This window comes from Streptomyces sp. NPDC001980 (genome assembly GCF_040296885.1).
Lineage (GTDB): Bacteria > Actinomycetota > Actinomycetes > Streptomycetales > Streptomycetaceae > Streptomyces.
This window is the reverse complement of record NZ_JBEOYD010000004.1, coordinates 124593-140156: the sequence shown is the minus strand read 5'-3', so window position 1 is coordinate 140156 and position 15564 is coordinate 124593. Positions and strand designations below refer to the sequence as shown.

Genomic DNA, 15564 nt, shown 5'->3' with positions numbered 1-15564 from the left:
AGGGGCGCGAGGAACTGCGCGAGCAACCCCGCACGGTCCGCGGACCGGCGACGGCCGAAGACCCCACGGCGAAGGCGTCCGACCCACCCCTTCTGCCATGGAAATCGGTTATCCACAGGCAACCCAACGCACCAGCTCTGGCCAGTAATCTCGCGGGCATGGAGCAGAGGCATCTCGGCCGTACCGGCCTGCGTGTGTCCAGAATCGGACTCGGCACCCTCACCTGGGGCCGGGACGTCGACGAGCACGACGCCGCGGACATGCTGAAGGCGTTCTGGGAGGCCGGCGGGACCCTCGTCGACACCGCGGACGTGTACGGCGACGGCGAGGCCGAGTATCTGCTCGGGCAGCTCATAGAGGGGCTGGTGCCACGCCGGGACCTGGTCATCTCGACGAAGGCGGGCAGCGTCCCCGACCCCGACCGGCGTTTCAACGGCTCGCGCGGCCACCTGCTCGCCGCGCTGGACGCCTCCCTGGCCCGCCTCGGCACCGACTACGTCGACATCTGGCACGTGCACGCCTACGACCCGGACACCCCGCTGGAGGAGACCCTGCAGGCCCTCGACCTGGCGGTGAGCAGCGGCCGCGCCCGGTACGCCGGGGTCTCCAACTTCTGCGGCTGGCAGCTGGCGAAGGCGGCGACCTGGCAGCTCGCGGCGCCGGGCACCCGCACCCGGCTGGCCGGCACACAGCTGGAGTACTCGCTGCTCCAGCGGGGCATCGAGCGCGAGGTGCTGCCCGCCGCCCTCGACCTGGGCATCGGCCTGCTGCCGTCCTCCCCGCTGGGCCGGGGCGTGCTGACCGCGAAATACCGGCACTCCACTCCCCCGGACTCGCGCGGCGCCTCCGAGCATCTGGCGCTGTTCGTCGAGCCGTACCTCGACGACACCGCGACCCGGATCGTGGACGCGGTACAGACGGCGGCGGACGGGCTCGCGGTCACCCCGCTCCAGGTGGCGCTCGCGTGGGTGCGGGACCGGCCGGGCGTGGCCGCGCCGATCGTCGGCGCGCGCACCGCGCAGCAGCTCGCGGGGGCGTTGTCAGTGGAGGCGCTTACTCTTCCTGACGAGATCTGCCGGGCGCTCGACGACGTGTCGGCGCCCGTGCACCGCTATCCCGATCACGACTGGAGCACGCTGTGAGCACGGAGCCGGGGCCGGGCGCCAAGCCCGAGGCCGACGAGGGCACGACGGCCGGGGGGACGACGGAGACCGGCGACCTCACCGCCGGCCCGGCCGCGCGGAGCGACACCGCCACCGCCGGGGCGGACGGCGGCGGGGGCGGCGCCGAAGGTGCAGTCCAGCAGTCCGAGGCCGAGGCCGAGTTGGCCGCTCAGCAGGTCGAGCGGGAGCGGATCGAGCGGCGGAAGGCCGAGAAGTCGGCGCCGATCGAGAGCGGGGCCAAGCTCAGCGGCAAGGCGGCCGATCTGCTCGCGGCGATCCGGGCCGTGGAGAGCGGCGAGAAGCCGGTGGCCACCGTGTTCGCGGCTCCGGAGCCGACCCCGCACCGGGCGGCCCCCGCCCCGGAGCCCGTGCGCCGGCCCCAGCCCGCGCCGGCCGGCGCCGTGCCCGCCACGGAGACGATCGCGGACGTGCGACGGATCCTGTCCGACGGCGGTGCGCCCGAGTCGCTCGCGCCCCAGGTGGCCACCGCTCTCGGCGAGGGCGCGGAGACGCTGCTGCGGGAGGACCCCTGGCAGCTGCTCCGGGTCACCGGGGTACGGCCGGACCAGGCCGACGGGTTCGCGCGGGCGCTGCTCGGCGCGGAGTGCGGCCCGGACGACGAGCGGCGCGGCCGGGCGGTGGCCGGCTGGCTCCTGGAGCAGGCCGCCGTGGCCGGGCACACCGCGCTGGAGATGCCGGCGCTCACCGCCGCACTGGCCCAGCGGGCGGTGCCCGACCCGGAGGCGGTCGTGCAGAGTGCCCTCGCGGAGGGCGAGGCGCTGGTCTTCCGGGACCCGCTGGATCCGGGCGCCCCGGAGCCCGAGGACGACGAGGAGGAGCGTCCGGTCCGGGTCCTGGTCGCCCTGGAGCGGTACGCGCTGGCCGAGGAGAGCCTCGCCGACGGGCTGGCCCGGCTGGTCAACTCCCTGGCCAAGGACGCCTCGGAGCCCTGGGAGGCGGCCGCGGCGGCGGCCTCCGGCGGTGCGGCCGAGCTGGCGCGGGCGGTCGCCGGGCACGGCCTGGTGCTGCACACGGGCGGCGAGGCGGCCCGCGCCGAACCCGCGGCCCTGCTCGGCGCCGCCCGCGCGGCCGGACTGCGCGCCTTCGCGGCCACCCACACCCCTGACGGCAGCCGGCGCCTCGCGGACGGCGCGGAAGCGGAAACCGTGGGCACCGTCGCCGACCTGCTCGCCGGCGCCACGGGGCCCGGCCGGGACGCGGACGGCGCCCTGGCCCTCGACCTGCTGATCGTGCTGGACGCGCCCCAGCTGGACGTGGAGGGTGCGGCGATGCTCGTGGAGGCGCTGCCCGACGGGGCCCGGCTGGTGCTGAGCGGGGATCCGGCGGCGCTGTGGTCCGCGGGCCCCGGGCGGGTCTTCGCCGACCTCCTGGCGGCCCGGGTGTGCCCGCAGATCGCCTCCCGCACGCCCGACCCCGGCCCGCTCGGCGAACTGGTCTCCGGGATCGGCGTCGGCGAGCTCACCCAGGTCGAGGCGCCCGGCAAGGAGGTCGTGATCGTGCCGGTGCGGGACGCGGGCGAGGCGGTGCACCGGACGGTGCAGCTGGTCGCGGACTCCGTCCCGCGCGCGCTCGGGGTCCCCGCCGAGCAGACCGTGGTGATCACCCCGGGCCACGGCGGAGCGGCCGGCACCCGCGCCCTCAACACCGCTCTCAAGGAACGGCTCAATCCGGGCCCCGGCCGCTTCGGCGGCTTCGACCCCGGTGACCGGATCGCCTACTCCCCCGCGCCGGGCCGTACGGTGCCGGGCCAGGTGGTCGACGCCGACGCCGACGGGCTGCACCTGTCGTGCGCCGGCGCGCCCGTGGTCGTACCGAAGGAGCGGGTGGATCAGTCCGTCCGCCACGGCTGGGCCCTGACCGCCCACCAGGCGGCGGGCAGCCGCTGGCCGGCGGCGGTCGTGGTGCTGCCCGGGGACGCGGTCCAGTCCCTGAGCCGCCCCTGGGTGTACACGGCGTTCAGCCGGGCGGAGCGCCACCTGTCGGTGGTCCACGGTGTGGAACAGGCCCTGCCGAAGGCGGTGGCCGAGACCCTGCCGAAGCCGCGGACGACCCGCCTGCCGCTGCTGCTGAAGACGCAGGTCCCCGCCGCGAACTGACCGGTTCCGCCGGCGGCTCCGTACGGCGATCGGCCGCAACGGCGCCGGCCGGCGGTGCCCGTCCGGCCTCGACCCCCGGAAGGCACCGCCGGCCGGCGGATCAGCGCTCCGCGTCCAACGGCTCCAGATCCTCGTCCTCGTCCAGGTCGAGGTCGTCCAGTTCGTCGGTCTCCGCGGCGTCCGGGCCGTCCTCCGCGTCCTCGTCGTCGAAGACCGCGCTGACGTCGAAGCGGCACACCACCCGCTGCGGGTCGACCCCCTCGAAGGGCGCCTCCAGCCACTCGCCGGGCTCGGCCGGCTCGTCCGCCGCGGTCACCCAGAGCGTGGAGTCGCCCTCCTCCAGGCCGAACTCCTTGTGCCGGGAGGCGATCTCGTCCGGCTCGAACTCGCCGAACAGGACGCCCAGCGCCCCGTGGATCGTGCCGGCCGCGTCCTCGTCCGCGCCGGGGCCGTCGTCGTACTCCGCCGCCTCGACGCGCTGGGCCTGCGCCAGCAGCCGCTGTGGTTCCGCCACGGCGTAGTCGCGGCGGATCAGCACGCTGATCGCGTTCGGCTCCTCGGGGCCCGCGTACGGCGGCAGCGAGTCGTCCGTACCGGGGATCTCGAAGGGGGTGACCTCGTCGTAGCGGTCGTACAGGAGCTCGTCGTAGACCTCGGCGGCCGCGGCCAGCTGGTTGAACGCCTCGTAGACAGCCGGGTCGTCCTCCCCCGACCTGCGTTCGACCGCGGCCAGATGGCGGTCGAGCGCGGTCTTGACCGCCTCGGCGGCGGCGCGTACCTCGGCAGCGGTGGGCTGCGCAGCATCAGACATAGTGCAGACGCTATCCGTACCGGGCACCAGCCCGCACAATAGATGCGATGCCGGAATACGAATTTGTCGACGTGTACGTGCCTCGCGGGGTGTCCCGCAAGGAGGCGACACGCCTGCTGACGGACCATGCCGAGTACGGACACTGGGAGTTGGACCGACTGAGCCTCATGCGCGACGGCAGCCGCAGGGTGCGGTTGCGCCGGCGGATCATCCGCCAGGTGCGTGCCACATGGTGAGACTGGCCGACTGACGGAAGGGGCCCCGCGTCGACGGGGCCCGTCCCGTTCCACGCACCGTCGCCGGTGCTTCACCGTCCGTGCGCTACGCCGCGGCGCGTGCCTTGCGGTACAGCACCGCGCCCGCGAGCAGCGCGCCCGCGCCCGCCGGGAGCGCGAGACCCAGCGGCAGGTCACTGCCGGTGTGCGCGAGCTGCGCGGCGGCGACGGGCTGACTCACCGAGGCGCTGCCCAGGGGGTCGACGTGGCTGGAGCCGTGGGTACCGGTCGGGACGGTGTTGCTCCCGGAATGAGCGGGAGGCGTTCCCGGGTGCTGACCCTGGTTGCCCGGCTGCCCCGGAGTGCCGGGGTGTCCCGGCTGGCCCGGAGTGCCCGGATGTCCCGGCTGGCCCGGGGTCCCCGGCTGCCCCGGAGTTCCGGGGTTCCCCGGCTTCCCGGGCGGGTTGCTCCCGTGTCCCCCGTGCCCAGGGGGCGTGCCGTGACCTCCGTGGCCGCCGTGACCCCCATGGCCGCCGTGACCGCCATGCCCGCCATGTCCGGGCGGCTGCGTGGGGTGACCGCCACCCGGATGTCCGGGAGTTCCGGGGTGGCCGGGATGGCCGGGGTGCCCCGTGTGTCCGGAACCCCCGTCGTTGGCGCACTCGTTGCCCACCGCGGCGTTGCCGACGCCGATGACGTCGACGCTGTTGCCGCAGACGTTGACCGGGACGTCGATGGGCGCCTGCACGGTGTTGCCCGAACCGACACCGGGCGAGCCTGCGGTGTGTCCCCCGGCGTGCGAGCCGCCGTGACCGCTGTGGCCGCCGTGGCCGCCGTACCCTCCGGTGTCGCCGTAGCCCGTCGAAGCGCCGCCACCGCCGCCGTGGTTGGCGCACTTGTTGCCCATCGCCGGGTTGAGGGCGCCGACGACGTTCACGGTGTTGCCGCAGACGTTCACCGGCACGTGTACCGGCGCCTGCACGGTGTTGCCGGAGAGCACGCCGGGTGAGTCGGTGGCGGAGCCGACGGCCCCCGAGTCGGCGTGGGCGTAACCGCCCGCCGCTGCGATCACGCCGGTCGCCGCGGCCACTGTCATAAGGCCCTTGCGGGTGCCCTGTCGCATTTTATGAATTCCCCCCTGCCTTGGATCCTGACCTAGCATTCACCGCAGAGAAAACCTGCGGAAAAACCGGCCGGCCCCGGAGCGCATGGCGCGCGCTCCAGGGCCGACGGAAAGACGACGCCCCTCAGGGAGTCGGCGTCACTTGTTGATGCAGGTGTTGCCGAAGGCGGGGTTCAGCAGCCCGATCACGGAGATCGTGTTGCCGCAGACGTTCACCGGGACGTGCACGGGAACCTGGATCACGTTGCCGGAGACGACACCCGGGGAACCCACGGCAGCGCCCTGGGCACCCGAATCGGCGACGGCCAGGCCCGCACCCGCGAGAACCAGACCACCAGTGACAGCCGCAGCAGCGACGACCTTCTTGAGCATTATTCCTCCTTGTTGGCAATGCGATTCCAAGTAGCGGATCGCATGAGATGTAACGAGGAGGGAGTAATGGAGCTACGAGCTTATCGTCGCATTCACTCTTTTCAGTCGACCTCGTACAGCCGCCCGATTACCTGAAGCCAGGGCTTCACGACGCGTACAGCATCACGACGCGTCGATGAAGCGGTCGAGGACGCGCACGCCGAACTGCAGCCCGTCCACCGGAACCCGCTCGTCCACACCGTGGAACATGCCCGCGAAGTCCAGCTCCGGCGGCAGCTTGAGCGGCGCGAAGCCGAAGCCGCGGATGCCGAGGTCGTCGAAGGACTTGGCGTCGGTGCCGCCGGAGAGCATGTAGGGGATGGCCTTGGCGGTCGGGTCCTCGGCGAGCAGCGAGGACTGCATGGCCTCCACCAGGGCCCCGTCGAAGCTGGTCTCCAGCGCCTTGTCGGAGTGCACGTCCGTGCGGACCACGTTCGGGCCGAGGATCCGGTCGAGGTCGGCGAGGAACTCCTCCTCGTGACCGGGCAGGAAACGGCCGTCCACGTGCGCGGTGGCCTCGCCGGGGATGACGTTGACCTTGTAGCCGGCGTTCAGCTGGGTCGGGTTGGCGGTGTTGCCGAGGGTCGCGCCGATCAGCTTGGCGATGCCGCCCAGCCGGGCCAGCGTCGACTCCATGTCCTCCGGGTCCAGCTCGGTGCCGAGCGCGTCGCCCAGCTCGTCGAGGAAGGCCCGGGTGGTCTTGGTGACGCGGACCGGGAACCTGTGCCGCCCGAGCCGGGCCACGGCCTCGGAGAGTTCGGTGATCGCGTTGTCGCGGTGGATCATCGAGCCGTGCCCCGCGGTGCCGGCCACCTTCAGCTTCATCCAGTGCATGCCCTTCTCGGCCGTCTGGATGAGGTACAGCCGGCGCTGCTCGCTCACCGTGAAGGAGAACCCGCCGACCTCACTGATCGCCTCGGTGACCCCCTCGAAGAGGTCCGGGTGGTTGTCGACCAGGTGCCGGGCGCCCCAGGTGCCGCCGGCCTCCTCGTCGGCGAGGAAGGCCAGCACGATGTCCCGGGGCGGCTTCCGGCCGCTGCGCAGCCGGTCCCGTACGACCGCCAGGGTCATCGCGTCCATGTCCTTCATGTCGACGGCGCCCCGCCCCCACACGCACCCGTCCGCGACCTCGCCGGAGAACGGGTGGTGGGTCCAGTCGTCGGCGTTGGCCGGTACGACGTCGAGGTGGCCGTGGATCAGCAGGGCGGGCCTGGACGGGTCCGCGCCCTCGATGCGGGCCACCGTCGAGGCGCGGCCCGGGTGGGACTCGAAGATCTTCGGCTCCAGGCCGACCTCGGCGAGCTTCTCGGCGACCCACTCGGCGGCCTTGCGCTCACCGGGACCGGAGTGGTCGCCGTAGTTGCTGGTGTCGAACCGGATCAGCTCGCGGCAGAGGTCCACGACCTCGTCCTCGCCGGTGACGCCCCTGGCCGTGTCCGTCTCGCTCACGCTGCTTCCTTCCGCTGTCACTGCCGCCCGGTCCCCGCCATCCTCTCTCCCTTCCCGCTCCGGGCCCAAGGCCGGTCCAGGCCCGTCACACGCCGTTCACGCCCGCAGGTCCGGAAACAGGGTGTGATCGACCGCCCCCGAAAGCCTGGTAGTGTTTCCTCCGTCGCCGCGAGGGAAACCCGCACGGAAGCCTTCGCACGACAGACACCTTGTCCGGGTGGCGGAATGGCAGACGCGCTAGCTTGAGGTGCTAGTGCCCTTTATCGGGCGTGGGGGTTCAAGTCCCCCCTCGGACACCACGAAGAAACCCCTGCTGAGCAGGGGTTTCTTGGTTTTGGTGCGCTTTTGGAGCAGAGCGTGGGCGGCCACCTCGTCGGTGGACGCCGCTCTCTCAGCCGAGGTCGTCCAGGCCGCCTATTCGGCCGTCACGGAGGGCCACGGCGGAGGTGAACGCGCGGAGCGTGGTGCGGTCCAGCAGGAGCGCGGGCCCGTCGGGCCGCTTGCTGTCGCGGACGGCGACCGTCGCCTCGTCGACGATCCCGCATTCCACGCAGTCGGACTGTGATGCGGACGCCGAGGACTTCCACCAGGTCACCGGCAGAGTCGACGCGTCGTCAACGTGCTTCATTCGCTATTCGTTCTTCCTTATCTGGGTGATCAGTTCCACCGACGCCTCGACGGACTCGGCGGCAGACGTGAGGCGTTGCCACGCGGCCCGGTGCGTGGAGACCCGATCACGTTCCTCGATGTACAGGGCGGAGGTCAGCCCTTCCTGGTGGACGACGTCCAGATCGGTGTGCGGACCGAAGCCCAGGATGCTGAAGGTGCCGGTGAGCCCGGCGTGCAGGGGAGCGTCCGATCTCAACACCTGGATGTTGATGTTCGGGCGCCGCCCCATCGTAAGCAGGCGCCCCAACTGCTCGTACATCAGGGCGGGATCCTCGGTGGTGGAGCGCAGGGCCTGTTCGGAGATGATCGCCCAGAGCGCCAGCGGGTCGCTGTCCCGGGTGAGGACGGCCTGGCGTGCCAGCCGCACCTCGACGAGCGCGTCGACCCGTGCCTCGACCGCCTCGGACATGGCGGTCGCCCGGATGATCTCGCGGGCGTACTCGGCGGTCTGGAGCAGTCCGGGGACCATGCCCAGCTGCCAGGTGGAGACCGTCTCGGCCTCCGCCTCCAGGCTGATCAGGTCCTCGTACACCGGGGTGAGGACACCCCGGTACGAGTGCCACCAGCCGCGCCGGCCGCCCTCCTTGGTGAGCGTGATCAGGGCCGCGCGCAGTTCGTCGCTGACGTCGCGGCCGAGTTCGCCGTACAGGTGGAGCAGCGCCTGGATGTCCGCTGCCTTGGGGGCGGTCTTGCCGGTCTCCATCCGGGACAGCTTGGAGGAGACGAACGCGCCCTCGGAGTGCTCGGCGACCTCGTCGAGGGTGAGTTCGCCGCGCAGTTCGCGCAACTTCGCACCGAGCCGTCGCCGACGCACCGTGGGCGTGCTCACGGATTCCCCCTTCTGTCCGGTGAACTGCCCGACAGTCTGCCCGTGTCGCCCCGACGCCCGCCACCGGCTGACGACTTGTGCCGCAAGTCTCTCGAAGCGACGCGCAATATTTCACATCTGGTGGGACGTATTGCGATCGACTGTGCCGTGAAGGCACCATGAATCCGGGAAATACGACAGCGACCGCACTCGCATGGCGAACTACCGTGCCTGCGTTGGGACATGCCCGTGAGGGGATGCACATGATCGAACGCCAGCGGAGCACCACGACCGAACCCCGCCCCCTGCAAGTCGCCCCACCTCCGGTTCTGTTACTGGCCAGCGAGCCTCAGTCGGCCAAGGCTGCCCGGCTGTTCGTGAGCGACTTCATCACGCACCACACCCCTGACGCCTCCCGTGACCACATCGACGCGGTCGCCCTGGTCACCTGCGAGCTGGTCACCAACTCCCTGCGCTACGAGACCGACCCGGACGACCCGGTCCGTCTCGTCATCGACACCGACGGCTCCCGGACCCGGGTCGAGGTGCACGACCCGCTGGGCCGCCATCCCCGGCTGCGCCCCATCTCGGTCGAACGGGACCGGGGTCGTGGTCTGCTGATCCTCGACGCGCTCTGCTCGGGCCGCTGGGGTGTGGGCAATCTGCCCTGGGGCAAGTCCATCTGGGCCGAGGTCAGCGCCGCGTGACGTCCGGCGCCCTGTGACGTTTCCTCCGCCCCCACGGCGACGGCCGGTTCCGCGGCGATCTCTCCCCCCTCTTCGCCGCAGGGCCGGCCGTTGTCGTACGGGCCGCCGGACACATGGAGTTGGCCCGCCTCACGCTGTGTGTCCCATCTCTCGTCGTGCGCGGAGAATCCCAGGTCAGGAGTTGCTTAAGATTCAAGGGACTACTCCGAACGGCCGTCTCCAGGTGGCCGCGAGATGAACGGGAGCCTAGCGTCGTACTAATATTTCCGGCTTGTCACCTAGCCGGAGCCGGACAACCCCAGGCAGACCTGCGGGCCCGCCGGCACCCCGGAGGTTCCGGGAACGAGACGCGAGGACCGGATGGCAGCGATTGACGAGAGCAGTGCTCTCGGCCTGCTCGACGAAGAGTTCCGCGAGGAGTTCGGGGACACGGCACGCTTCTCGGCCGGGGCGGCGGCCTCGCCGCGCACGCTCGTGGACGTGTTCGAAGCAACGGTACGGGCACATCCCGACGAGCCCGCACTGGACGACGGCACCACCCAGCTCACCTACCGCGGGCTGGCCATAGAGGTGGCGCGGCTGCGGCTGCGGCTCACCGAGGCCGGGATCGGGCTCGGGGATCGCGTGGGCGTTCGAGTGCCGTCCGGAACCAACGATCTGTATGTCGCCATTCTCGGTGTGCTCGCGGCCGGCGCCGCCTACGTCCCGGTCGACGCAGAGGACCCGGACGAGCGGGCCGCACTGGTGTTCGGCGAGGCGGAGGTGGCGGCCGTCCTCGGCGAGGGGCTGCACATCGACGTACGCCACGAGTCCGGAAAGCCCTCCGGCCGCCCCGGCGCCGAGCACGACGCCTGGATCATCTTCACCTCCGGTTCCACCGGCAAGCCCAAGGGCGTCGCCGTCACCCACCGCAGCGCCGCCGCCTTCGTGGACGCCGAGGCCGCGCTGTTCCTGGCCGAGGAGCCGATCGGGCCCGTCGACCGGGTCATGGCGGGCCTCTCGGTGGCCTTCGACGCCTCCTGCGAGGAGATGTGGCTGGCCTGGCGCTACGGCGCCTGCCTGGTGCCGGTGCCGCGCTCCCAGGTGCGCAGCGGCGCCGACCTCGGCCCCTGGCTGGTCGACCAGGAGATCACCGTCGTCTCCACCGTGCCGACCCTGGCCGCCCTCTGGGAGCCCGAGACCCTCAACGACGTCCGCCTCCTCATTTTCGGCGGCGAGGCCTGCCCGCCCGAGCTGGCGCAGCGCCTGGTGACCGAGGGCCGCGAGGTCTGGAACACCTACGGCCCCACCGAGGCCACCGTCGTCGCCTGCGCCGCCCTGATGACCGGCGAGGAGCCGATCCGCATCGGGCTGCCGCTGAACGGCTGGGAGCTGGCCGTCGTGGACGACGCGGGCGTGCCCGTGTCGATGGGCGAGAGCGGTCAGCTGGTGATCGGCGGGGTCGGCCTCGCCCGGTACCTCGACGCCGAGAAGGACGCGGAGAAGTACGCGCCGCTGGAGTCGCTGGGCTGGGAGCGGGCGTACCGCAGCGGTGACCTGGTGCGGGCCGACCGCGAGGGGCTGGTGTTCCTCGGGCGTGCCGACGAGCAGATCAAGCTCGGCGGGCGCCGGATCGAGCTGGGCGAGGTCGACGCGGCCCTCCAGGCGCTCCCGGGCGTCGCGGGCGCCGCGGCGGCCGTACGGACCGCGCGCAGCGGCAACCAGCTCCTGGTCGGCTATGTCGTCACCCAGGACGGCTGGGACCACGCGGCGGCCGTGGAGAAGCTGCGCACCGAGCTGCCCGCGGCCCTGGTGCCGCTGCTGGCGCCGGTCGACGAGCTGCCCACCCGCACCTCCGGCAAGGTCGACCGCAACGCCCTGCCCTGGCCCCTGGAGGGCCTGGAGACGGCCGGCAAGGCCGAGCAGCTGTACGGCACCGAGGCCTGGCTCGCCGAGCAGTGGACCGAGATTCTCGGCATCCCGGTGAGCAGCGCCTCCGACGACTTCTTCGCGATCGGCGGCGGCAGCCTGTCCGCCGCCCAGCTCACCACCCGGCTGCGCACCCGCTACCCGAGCGCGGCCGTCCTCGACATCTACCAGCAGCCGGTGCTGCGCAAGCTGGCCCGCCGACTCGAAGAGTCCGTGCAGGACGACGGCGCCGAGCGGACGATCGCGCCGGTGCCGCGCAGCGCCCAGTTCGTGCAGCTGCTGTTCCTGCTCCCCCTGTTCACCCTCCTCGGGCTGCGCTGGACGGTGGTCCTCGCCGCGCTCGGCAACGTGCTGGGCGGCTACGGCTGGCTGCCCACCGCGCCCTGGTGGCTGGTCGGCCTCGGGGCTCTGGCTCTGTTCACCCCGCCCGGCCGGATCGCGATCGCGGCCGGTGGCGCGCGGCTGCTGCTGCGGGGCGTGAAGCCCGGCACGTATCCGCGCGGCGGCTCCGTCCATCTGCGGCTGTGGGCGGCGGAGCGGCTGGCCGAGTTCGCCGGGGCGACCACGCTGACCGGCTCCTGGCTGGAGCGGTACGCGCGGGCGCTGGGCGCCAAGATCGGTCCCGAGGTGGACCTGCACTCGCTGCCGCCGGTCACCGGCCTGCTCAGGGTCGGCCGGGGCGCGGCCGTGGAGTCCGAGGTGGACCTGTCCGGCTCCTGGCTGGACGGCGACCGGCTGGTGATCGGCCCGGTCCGGATCGGCGCCCACGCGGTCGTCGGGACGCGCAGCATGCTCTTCCCGGGCGCCCGCGTCGGCAAGCGCGCCGAGGTGGCCCCCGGCTCCGCGGTCACCGGGCAGATCCCGACCGGCCAGCGCTGGGCCGGCGCCCCCGCGGTCAAGCTGGGCAAGGCCAAGCGGAACTGGCCCAAGCACCGGCCGCAGCGCGGCACCTACTGGCGGGTGATGTACGGCCTGACAGGCCTCGGGCTCAGCGCGCTTCCGGTGCTCTCCGGTGCCGCCGCGCTGCTGGTCGCCGGGCGTTTCGTGGCCCCCGGGGACGGTCTGGCCGAGGCCCTGCGGGGCGCGGCGGTCGCGCTGGTCCCGGCCACACTGGCGTTCGGGCTGGCGTACGCGCTGCTGATCCTGGTCTCCGTGCGGCTGCTGAGCCTGGGGCTGCGCACCGGCACCTACCCGACGCACAGCCGGACCGGCTGGCAGGCGTGGACGGTGTCCCAGCTGATGGACCGCTCCCGGGAGACGCTGTTCCCGCTGTACGCGGGCCTGGTCACGCCGGTGTGGCTGCGGCTGCTCGGGATGCGGATCGGGCGCGGGGCCGAGGTGTCGACCGTGCTCGCGCTGCCGAGCCTGACGACGGTCGGCGAGGGCGCGTTCCTGGCCGACGACACGCTGACCGCGCCGTACGAGCTGGGCGGCGGGTATGTGCGGATAGGGCGTGCGGAGATCGGGCGGCGGGCGTTCCTCGGGAACTCCGGGATGACCGCGCCGGGCCGCAGTGTGCCGGACGGCGGTCTGGTGGGTGTGCTGTCGGCGACGCCGAAGAAGGCCAAGAAGGGCACGTCGTACCTGGGGCTGCCGCCGGTGAAGCTGCCGCGCAGCGCGGCCGACGGCGACCAGAGCCGGACCTACGAGCCGCCGGCCCGGCTGCTGTGGGCGCGGGCCCTGGTGGAGACGTGCCGGATCGTGCCGGTGCTGTGCTCGGTGGCGCTGGCCGGGCTGACGGTGGCCGCGCTGTGCGCGCTGGGCGCCTGGGCGCCGCTGCTGTCCGGCCTGGTGCTGCTCGGCGCAGGTGCGGTCGCGGGCCTGGTCTCCGTGCTGGCCAAGTGGACACTGGTCGGACGGCACCGCAGCGGGGAGCACCCGCTGTGGAGCTCGTTCGTGTGGCGCAACGAGCTGGCGGACACGTTCGTCGAGGTGCTGGCGGTGCCGTGGCTGGCCGGCTCGGTGCCGGGTACCACGGTGATGACGGCCTGGCTGCGCGGCCTCGGCGCGCGCATCGGCAAGGGCGTCTGGGTCGAGAGCTACTGGCTGCCGGAGACGGATCTGGTCACACTGGAGGACGCGGCCACCGTGAACCGCGGCTGTGTCCTGCAGACTCACCTCTTCCACGACCGGATCTTGCGGACGGATACTGTGGTTCTCCGTGAGGGCGCCACCCTGGGCCCTGGCGGGATCGTGCTGCCCGGCAGCACGATCGGGGCCCGCACCACCCTGGGTCCCGCGTCGCTCGTCATGGCGGCGGAGTCGGTCCCCGACGACACCCGTTGGCTCGGCAACCCGATCGAGGCATGGCGTCCCTGAGCGCGGGCCGTCCGGTGGTGGCCGCGGGCATCGGTGCACCGAGGGACGGTTCGAGCACAGCGCAGGGAGCGAACGCGGAAGTGGCAGTGCAGCAGTCAGCGGGTCCGGACCCGTATTTCCCGGACAACGGCGATGCCCGGTACCGGGTGCATCGCTATGAGCTCACGCTGGACTACCGGCCAGGACCCAACCGCCTGGCCGGCATGGCCCGGATCAACGCGATCGCGGGCCGTGCCGCGCTGCCCGAGTTCCAGCTGAACCTGGCCGACTTCAAGATCGGCCGGATCCGGGTGGACGGCCGCCAGCCGCACTGGACGCACCGGGGCGGGCGGCTGCGGGTCAAGCCCGCGAAGCCGCTGCGCGCCGGGGCCGCCTTCACCGTGGAGATCCACTGGTCCGGCAACCCGAAGCCGGTCAACAGCCCCTGGGGCGGGATCGGCTGGGAGGAGCTGACGGACGGCGCGCTGGTGGCCAGCCAGCCGATCGGCGCGCCCTCCTGGTTCCCGTGCAACGACCGGCCGGCCGACAAGGCGTCGTACCTGCTCTCGGTCACCTGTCCGTCGGCGTACTCGGTGGTGGCCGGCGGCCGGCTGCTCACGCGTACCACGAAGGCGTCCACGACGACCTGGGTGTACGAGCAGGCGGCGCCGACGTCGAGCTACCTGGTGAGCCTCGCGATCGGCAAGTTCCAGACGGTGCTGCTCGGCGACCCGGGCTTCGGCGGGATCCCGATGCACGGGCACATACCGGCGCAGCTGCTCCCGGAGTTCTCCAGGGACTTCGCGCGGCAGCCCGCGATGATGGACCTGTTCCAGCGGCTGTTCGGGCCGTACCCCTTCGACGAGTACGCCGTGGTCGTCGCCGACGAGGAGTTCGATGTCCCCGTCGAGGCACAGGGGTTGTCGCTGTTCGGCGCCAACCACGTGGACGGGGCCCGGGGTTCGGAGCGGCTGGTCGCGCACGAGCTCGCCCACCAGTGGTTCGGCAACAGCGTGTCCATCGCCGACTGGCGGCACATCTGGCTGAACGAGGGGCTCGCCAAGTACGCGGAGTGGCTCTGGTCGGAGCGGTCCGGGGGCCGCAGCGCGCAGCAACTGGCCGCCATCGCGCACCGGTTGCTCTCCGGGCTGCCGCAGGACATCCGGATCGCCGCCCCGGGCAAGAAGTCGATGTTCGACGACCGGCTCTACGAGCGGGGCGGGGTCACGATCCACGCGATCCGCTGCGCGCTCGGCGACGAGCGGTTCTTCCACATGCTGCGCGCGTGGGCGGGGCTGCACCGGGGCGGGTCGGTGACGACCGCGATGTTCACGGCCCACGTCAACCGGTTCGCGGACGAGCCGCTGGACGCTCTCCTCGACGCCTGGGTACACCGCACGGCGCTGCCCGCGCTCCCCACCCTGACCATCCCGGTACGTCCGGCCCAGCCGCCCACCAACGCCGAGTCGGCGTAGGGGGGCGGGTCCGTGGCACCGAAGCGACCCCGGCAGCAGTCCGCCGCCTGCCCGTGCGGTCTGCCGGAGACGTACGAGAACTGCTGTGGCCGGTTCCACCGCGGTGCGGCGGCGCCCACCGCCGAGGCGCTGATGCGCTCGCGCTACAGCGCCTTCGTCAGGCGTGACGAGCCGTACCTGCTGCGCACCTGGCATCCCCGGACCCGCCCGGCCCGGCTCGGCCTGGACCCCGGGACGCGGTGGACGGGGCTGGAGATCCTGGCGGCGACCGACGGCTCGGCCTTCCACTCCACCGGCACGGTGACCTTCCGCGCCTCGTTCCGGGACGGCTCGCTGCTGGAGCGCAGCCGGTTCGAGCGGGTCGACGGGGCCTGGGTGTATCTGGACGGGGAGTTCCCGGAGCAGTAGGG

The 15564-nt window shown here is 72.6% G+C and carries 13 protein-coding genes and 1 tRNA gene; 8 read left to right on the top strand and 6 right to left on the bottom strand.

Going from position 1 to position 15564, the window contains the following annotated elements; translation table 11 throughout:
* Positions 1 to 158 precede the first annotated feature (158 nt).
* Positions 159 to 1142, top strand: a complete 984-nt coding sequence (locus ABT137_RS07470) for an aldo/keto reductase (RefSeq protein WP_351703970.1) — start codon at positions 159 to 161, stop codon at positions 1140 to 1142.
* A complete protein-coding gene (locus ABT137_RS07465; RefSeq protein WP_351703967.1) occupies positions 1139 to 3280 on the top strand; it encodes a helix-hairpin-helix domain-containing protein in 2142 nt (713 codons plus the stop codon). The genes ABT137_RS07470 and ABT137_RS07465 overlap by 4 nt, the downstream gene beginning before the upstream one ends.
* Before the next feature lie 100 nt (positions 3281 to 3380).
* Here ABT137_RS07465 and ABT137_RS07460 read toward each other — a convergent pair whose 3' ends face one another.
* Entirely contained in the window at positions 3381 to 4091 is a 711-nt protein-coding gene (locus tag ABT137_RS07460) for a hypothetical protein (protein ID WP_351703964.1), read from the bottom strand.
* A gap of 47 nt (positions 4092 to 4138) precedes the next feature.
* Here ABT137_RS07460 and ABT137_RS07455 point away from each other — a divergent pair, with 47 nt between their 5' ends.
* Positions 4139 to 4327 carry a DUF5703 family protein gene (locus ABT137_RS07455; RefSeq protein ID WP_046732800.1) on the top strand — a complete coding sequence of 63 codons (189 nt, stop codon included), beginning with the start codon at positions 4139 to 4141 and terminating at the stop codon, positions 4325 to 4327.
* Positions 4328 to 4412: 85 nt separating this feature from the next.
* Here the strand turns inward: ABT137_RS07455 and ABT137_RS07450 are convergent, their stop codons facing one another.
* The 3 genes from ABT137_RS07450 to ABT137_RS07440 all read right to left on the bottom strand — a co-directional run bounded on the left by ABT137_RS07450 (position 4413) and on the right by ABT137_RS07440 (position 7289).
* Positions 4413 to 5429 (bottom strand): chaplin family protein, encoded by a 1017-nt coding sequence (locus tag ABT137_RS07450; RefSeq protein ID WP_351703961.1) that lies wholly within the window; start codon positions 5427 to 5429, stop codon positions 4413 to 4415.
* A gap of 138 nt (positions 5430 to 5567) precedes the next feature.
* Entirely contained in the window at positions 5568 to 5801 is a 234-nt protein-coding gene (chpH, locus tag ABT137_RS07445) for a chaplin ChpH (protein WP_351703958.1), read from the bottom strand.
* Between the two features lie 162 nt (positions 5802 to 5963).
* Entirely contained in the window at positions 5964 to 7289 is a 1326-nt protein-coding gene (locus tag ABT137_RS07440) for a M20/M25/M40 family metallo-hydrolase (protein ID WP_351703955.1), read from the bottom strand.
* A 211-nt stretch (positions 7290 to 7500) separates the two neighbouring features.
* Between ABT137_RS07440 and ABT137_RS07435 the strand changes: the two genes are divergently transcribed.
* Positions 7501 to 7588: transfer RNA gene (locus tag ABT137_RS07435), tRNA-Leu, on the top strand.
* 92 nt (positions 7589 to 7680) lie between these two features.
* On the opposite strand, the gene ABT137_RS07430 is transcribed toward ABT137_RS07435, so the two are convergent.
* A complete protein-coding gene (locus ABT137_RS07430) occupies positions 7681 to 7917 on the bottom strand; it encodes a DUF397 domain-containing protein (protein ID WP_351703953.1) in 237 nt (78 codons plus the stop codon).
* A gap of 3 nt (positions 7918 to 7920) precedes the next feature.
* Positions 7921 to 8787: a helix-turn-helix domain-containing protein gene (locus ABT137_RS07425; RefSeq protein ID WP_351501568.1), complete on the bottom strand. Its 867-nt coding sequence runs from the start codon at positions 8785 to 8787 to the stop codon at positions 7921 to 7923.
* Positions 8788 to 9029: 242 nt separating this feature from the next.
* Here ABT137_RS07425 and ABT137_RS07420 point away from each other — a divergent pair, with 242 nt between their 5' ends.
* The 4 genes from ABT137_RS07420 to ABT137_RS07405 all read left to right on the top strand — a co-directional run bounded on the left by ABT137_RS07420 (position 9030) and on the right by ABT137_RS07405 (position 15562).
* Positions 9030 to 9473 (top strand): ATP-binding protein, encoded by a 444-nt coding sequence (locus ABT137_RS07420; RefSeq protein ID WP_351703950.1) that lies wholly within the window; start codon positions 9030 to 9032, stop codon positions 9471 to 9473.
* A gap of 360 nt (positions 9474 to 9833) precedes the next feature.
* On the top strand, positions 9834 to 13700 hold the full coding sequence (locus tag ABT137_RS07415; RefSeq protein WP_351703947.1) for a Pls/PosA family non-ribosomal peptide synthetase: 3867 nt from the start codon (positions 9834 to 9836) through the stop codon (positions 13698 to 13700).
* A gap of 80 nt (positions 13701 to 13780) precedes the next feature.
* Positions 13781 to 15154, top strand: a complete 1374-nt coding sequence (locus ABT137_RS07410) for a M1 family metallopeptidase (protein ID WP_351703944.1) — start codon at positions 13781 to 13783, stop codon at positions 15152 to 15154.
* A gap of 12 nt (positions 15155 to 15166) precedes the next feature.
* Positions 15167 to 15562, top strand: a complete 396-nt coding sequence (locus ABT137_RS07405; protein ID WP_351703941.1) for a YchJ family protein — start codon at positions 15167 to 15169, stop codon at positions 15560 to 15562.
* Positions 15563 to 15564 lie beyond the last annotated feature (2 nt).

Coding starts and splice junctions, on each gene's coding strand:
- ABT137_RS07470 (WP_351703970.1), top strand. CDS start 159: ATGGAGCAGAGGCATCTCGGCCGTACCGGCCTGCGTGTGTCCAGAATC.
- ABT137_RS07430 (WP_351703953.1), bottom strand. CDS start 7,917: ATGAAGCACGTTGACGACGCGTCGACTCTGCCGGTGACCTGGTGGAAG.
- ABT137_RS07460 (WP_351703964.1), bottom strand. CDS start 4,091: ATGTCTGATGCTGCGCAGCCCACCGCTGCCGAGGTACGCGCCGCCGCC.
- ABT137_RS07455 (WP_046732800.1), top strand. CDS start 4,139: ATGCCGGAATACGAATTTGTCGACGTGTACGTGCCTCGCGGGGTGTCC.
- ABT137_RS07415 (WP_351703947.1), top strand. CDS start 9,834: ATGGCAGCGATTGACGAGAGCAGTGCTCTCGGCCTGCTCGACGAAGAG.
- ABT137_RS07450 (WP_351703961.1), bottom strand. CDS start 5,429: ATGCGACAGGGCACCCGCAAGGGCCTTATGACAGTGGCCGCGGCGACC.
- chpH (WP_351703958.1), bottom strand. CDS start 5,801: ATGCTCAAGAAGGTCGTCGCTGCTGCGGCTGTCACTGGTGGTCTGGTT.
- ABT137_RS07420 (WP_351703950.1), top strand. CDS start 9,030: ATGATCGAACGCCAGCGGAGCACCACGACCGAACCCCGCCCCCTGCAA.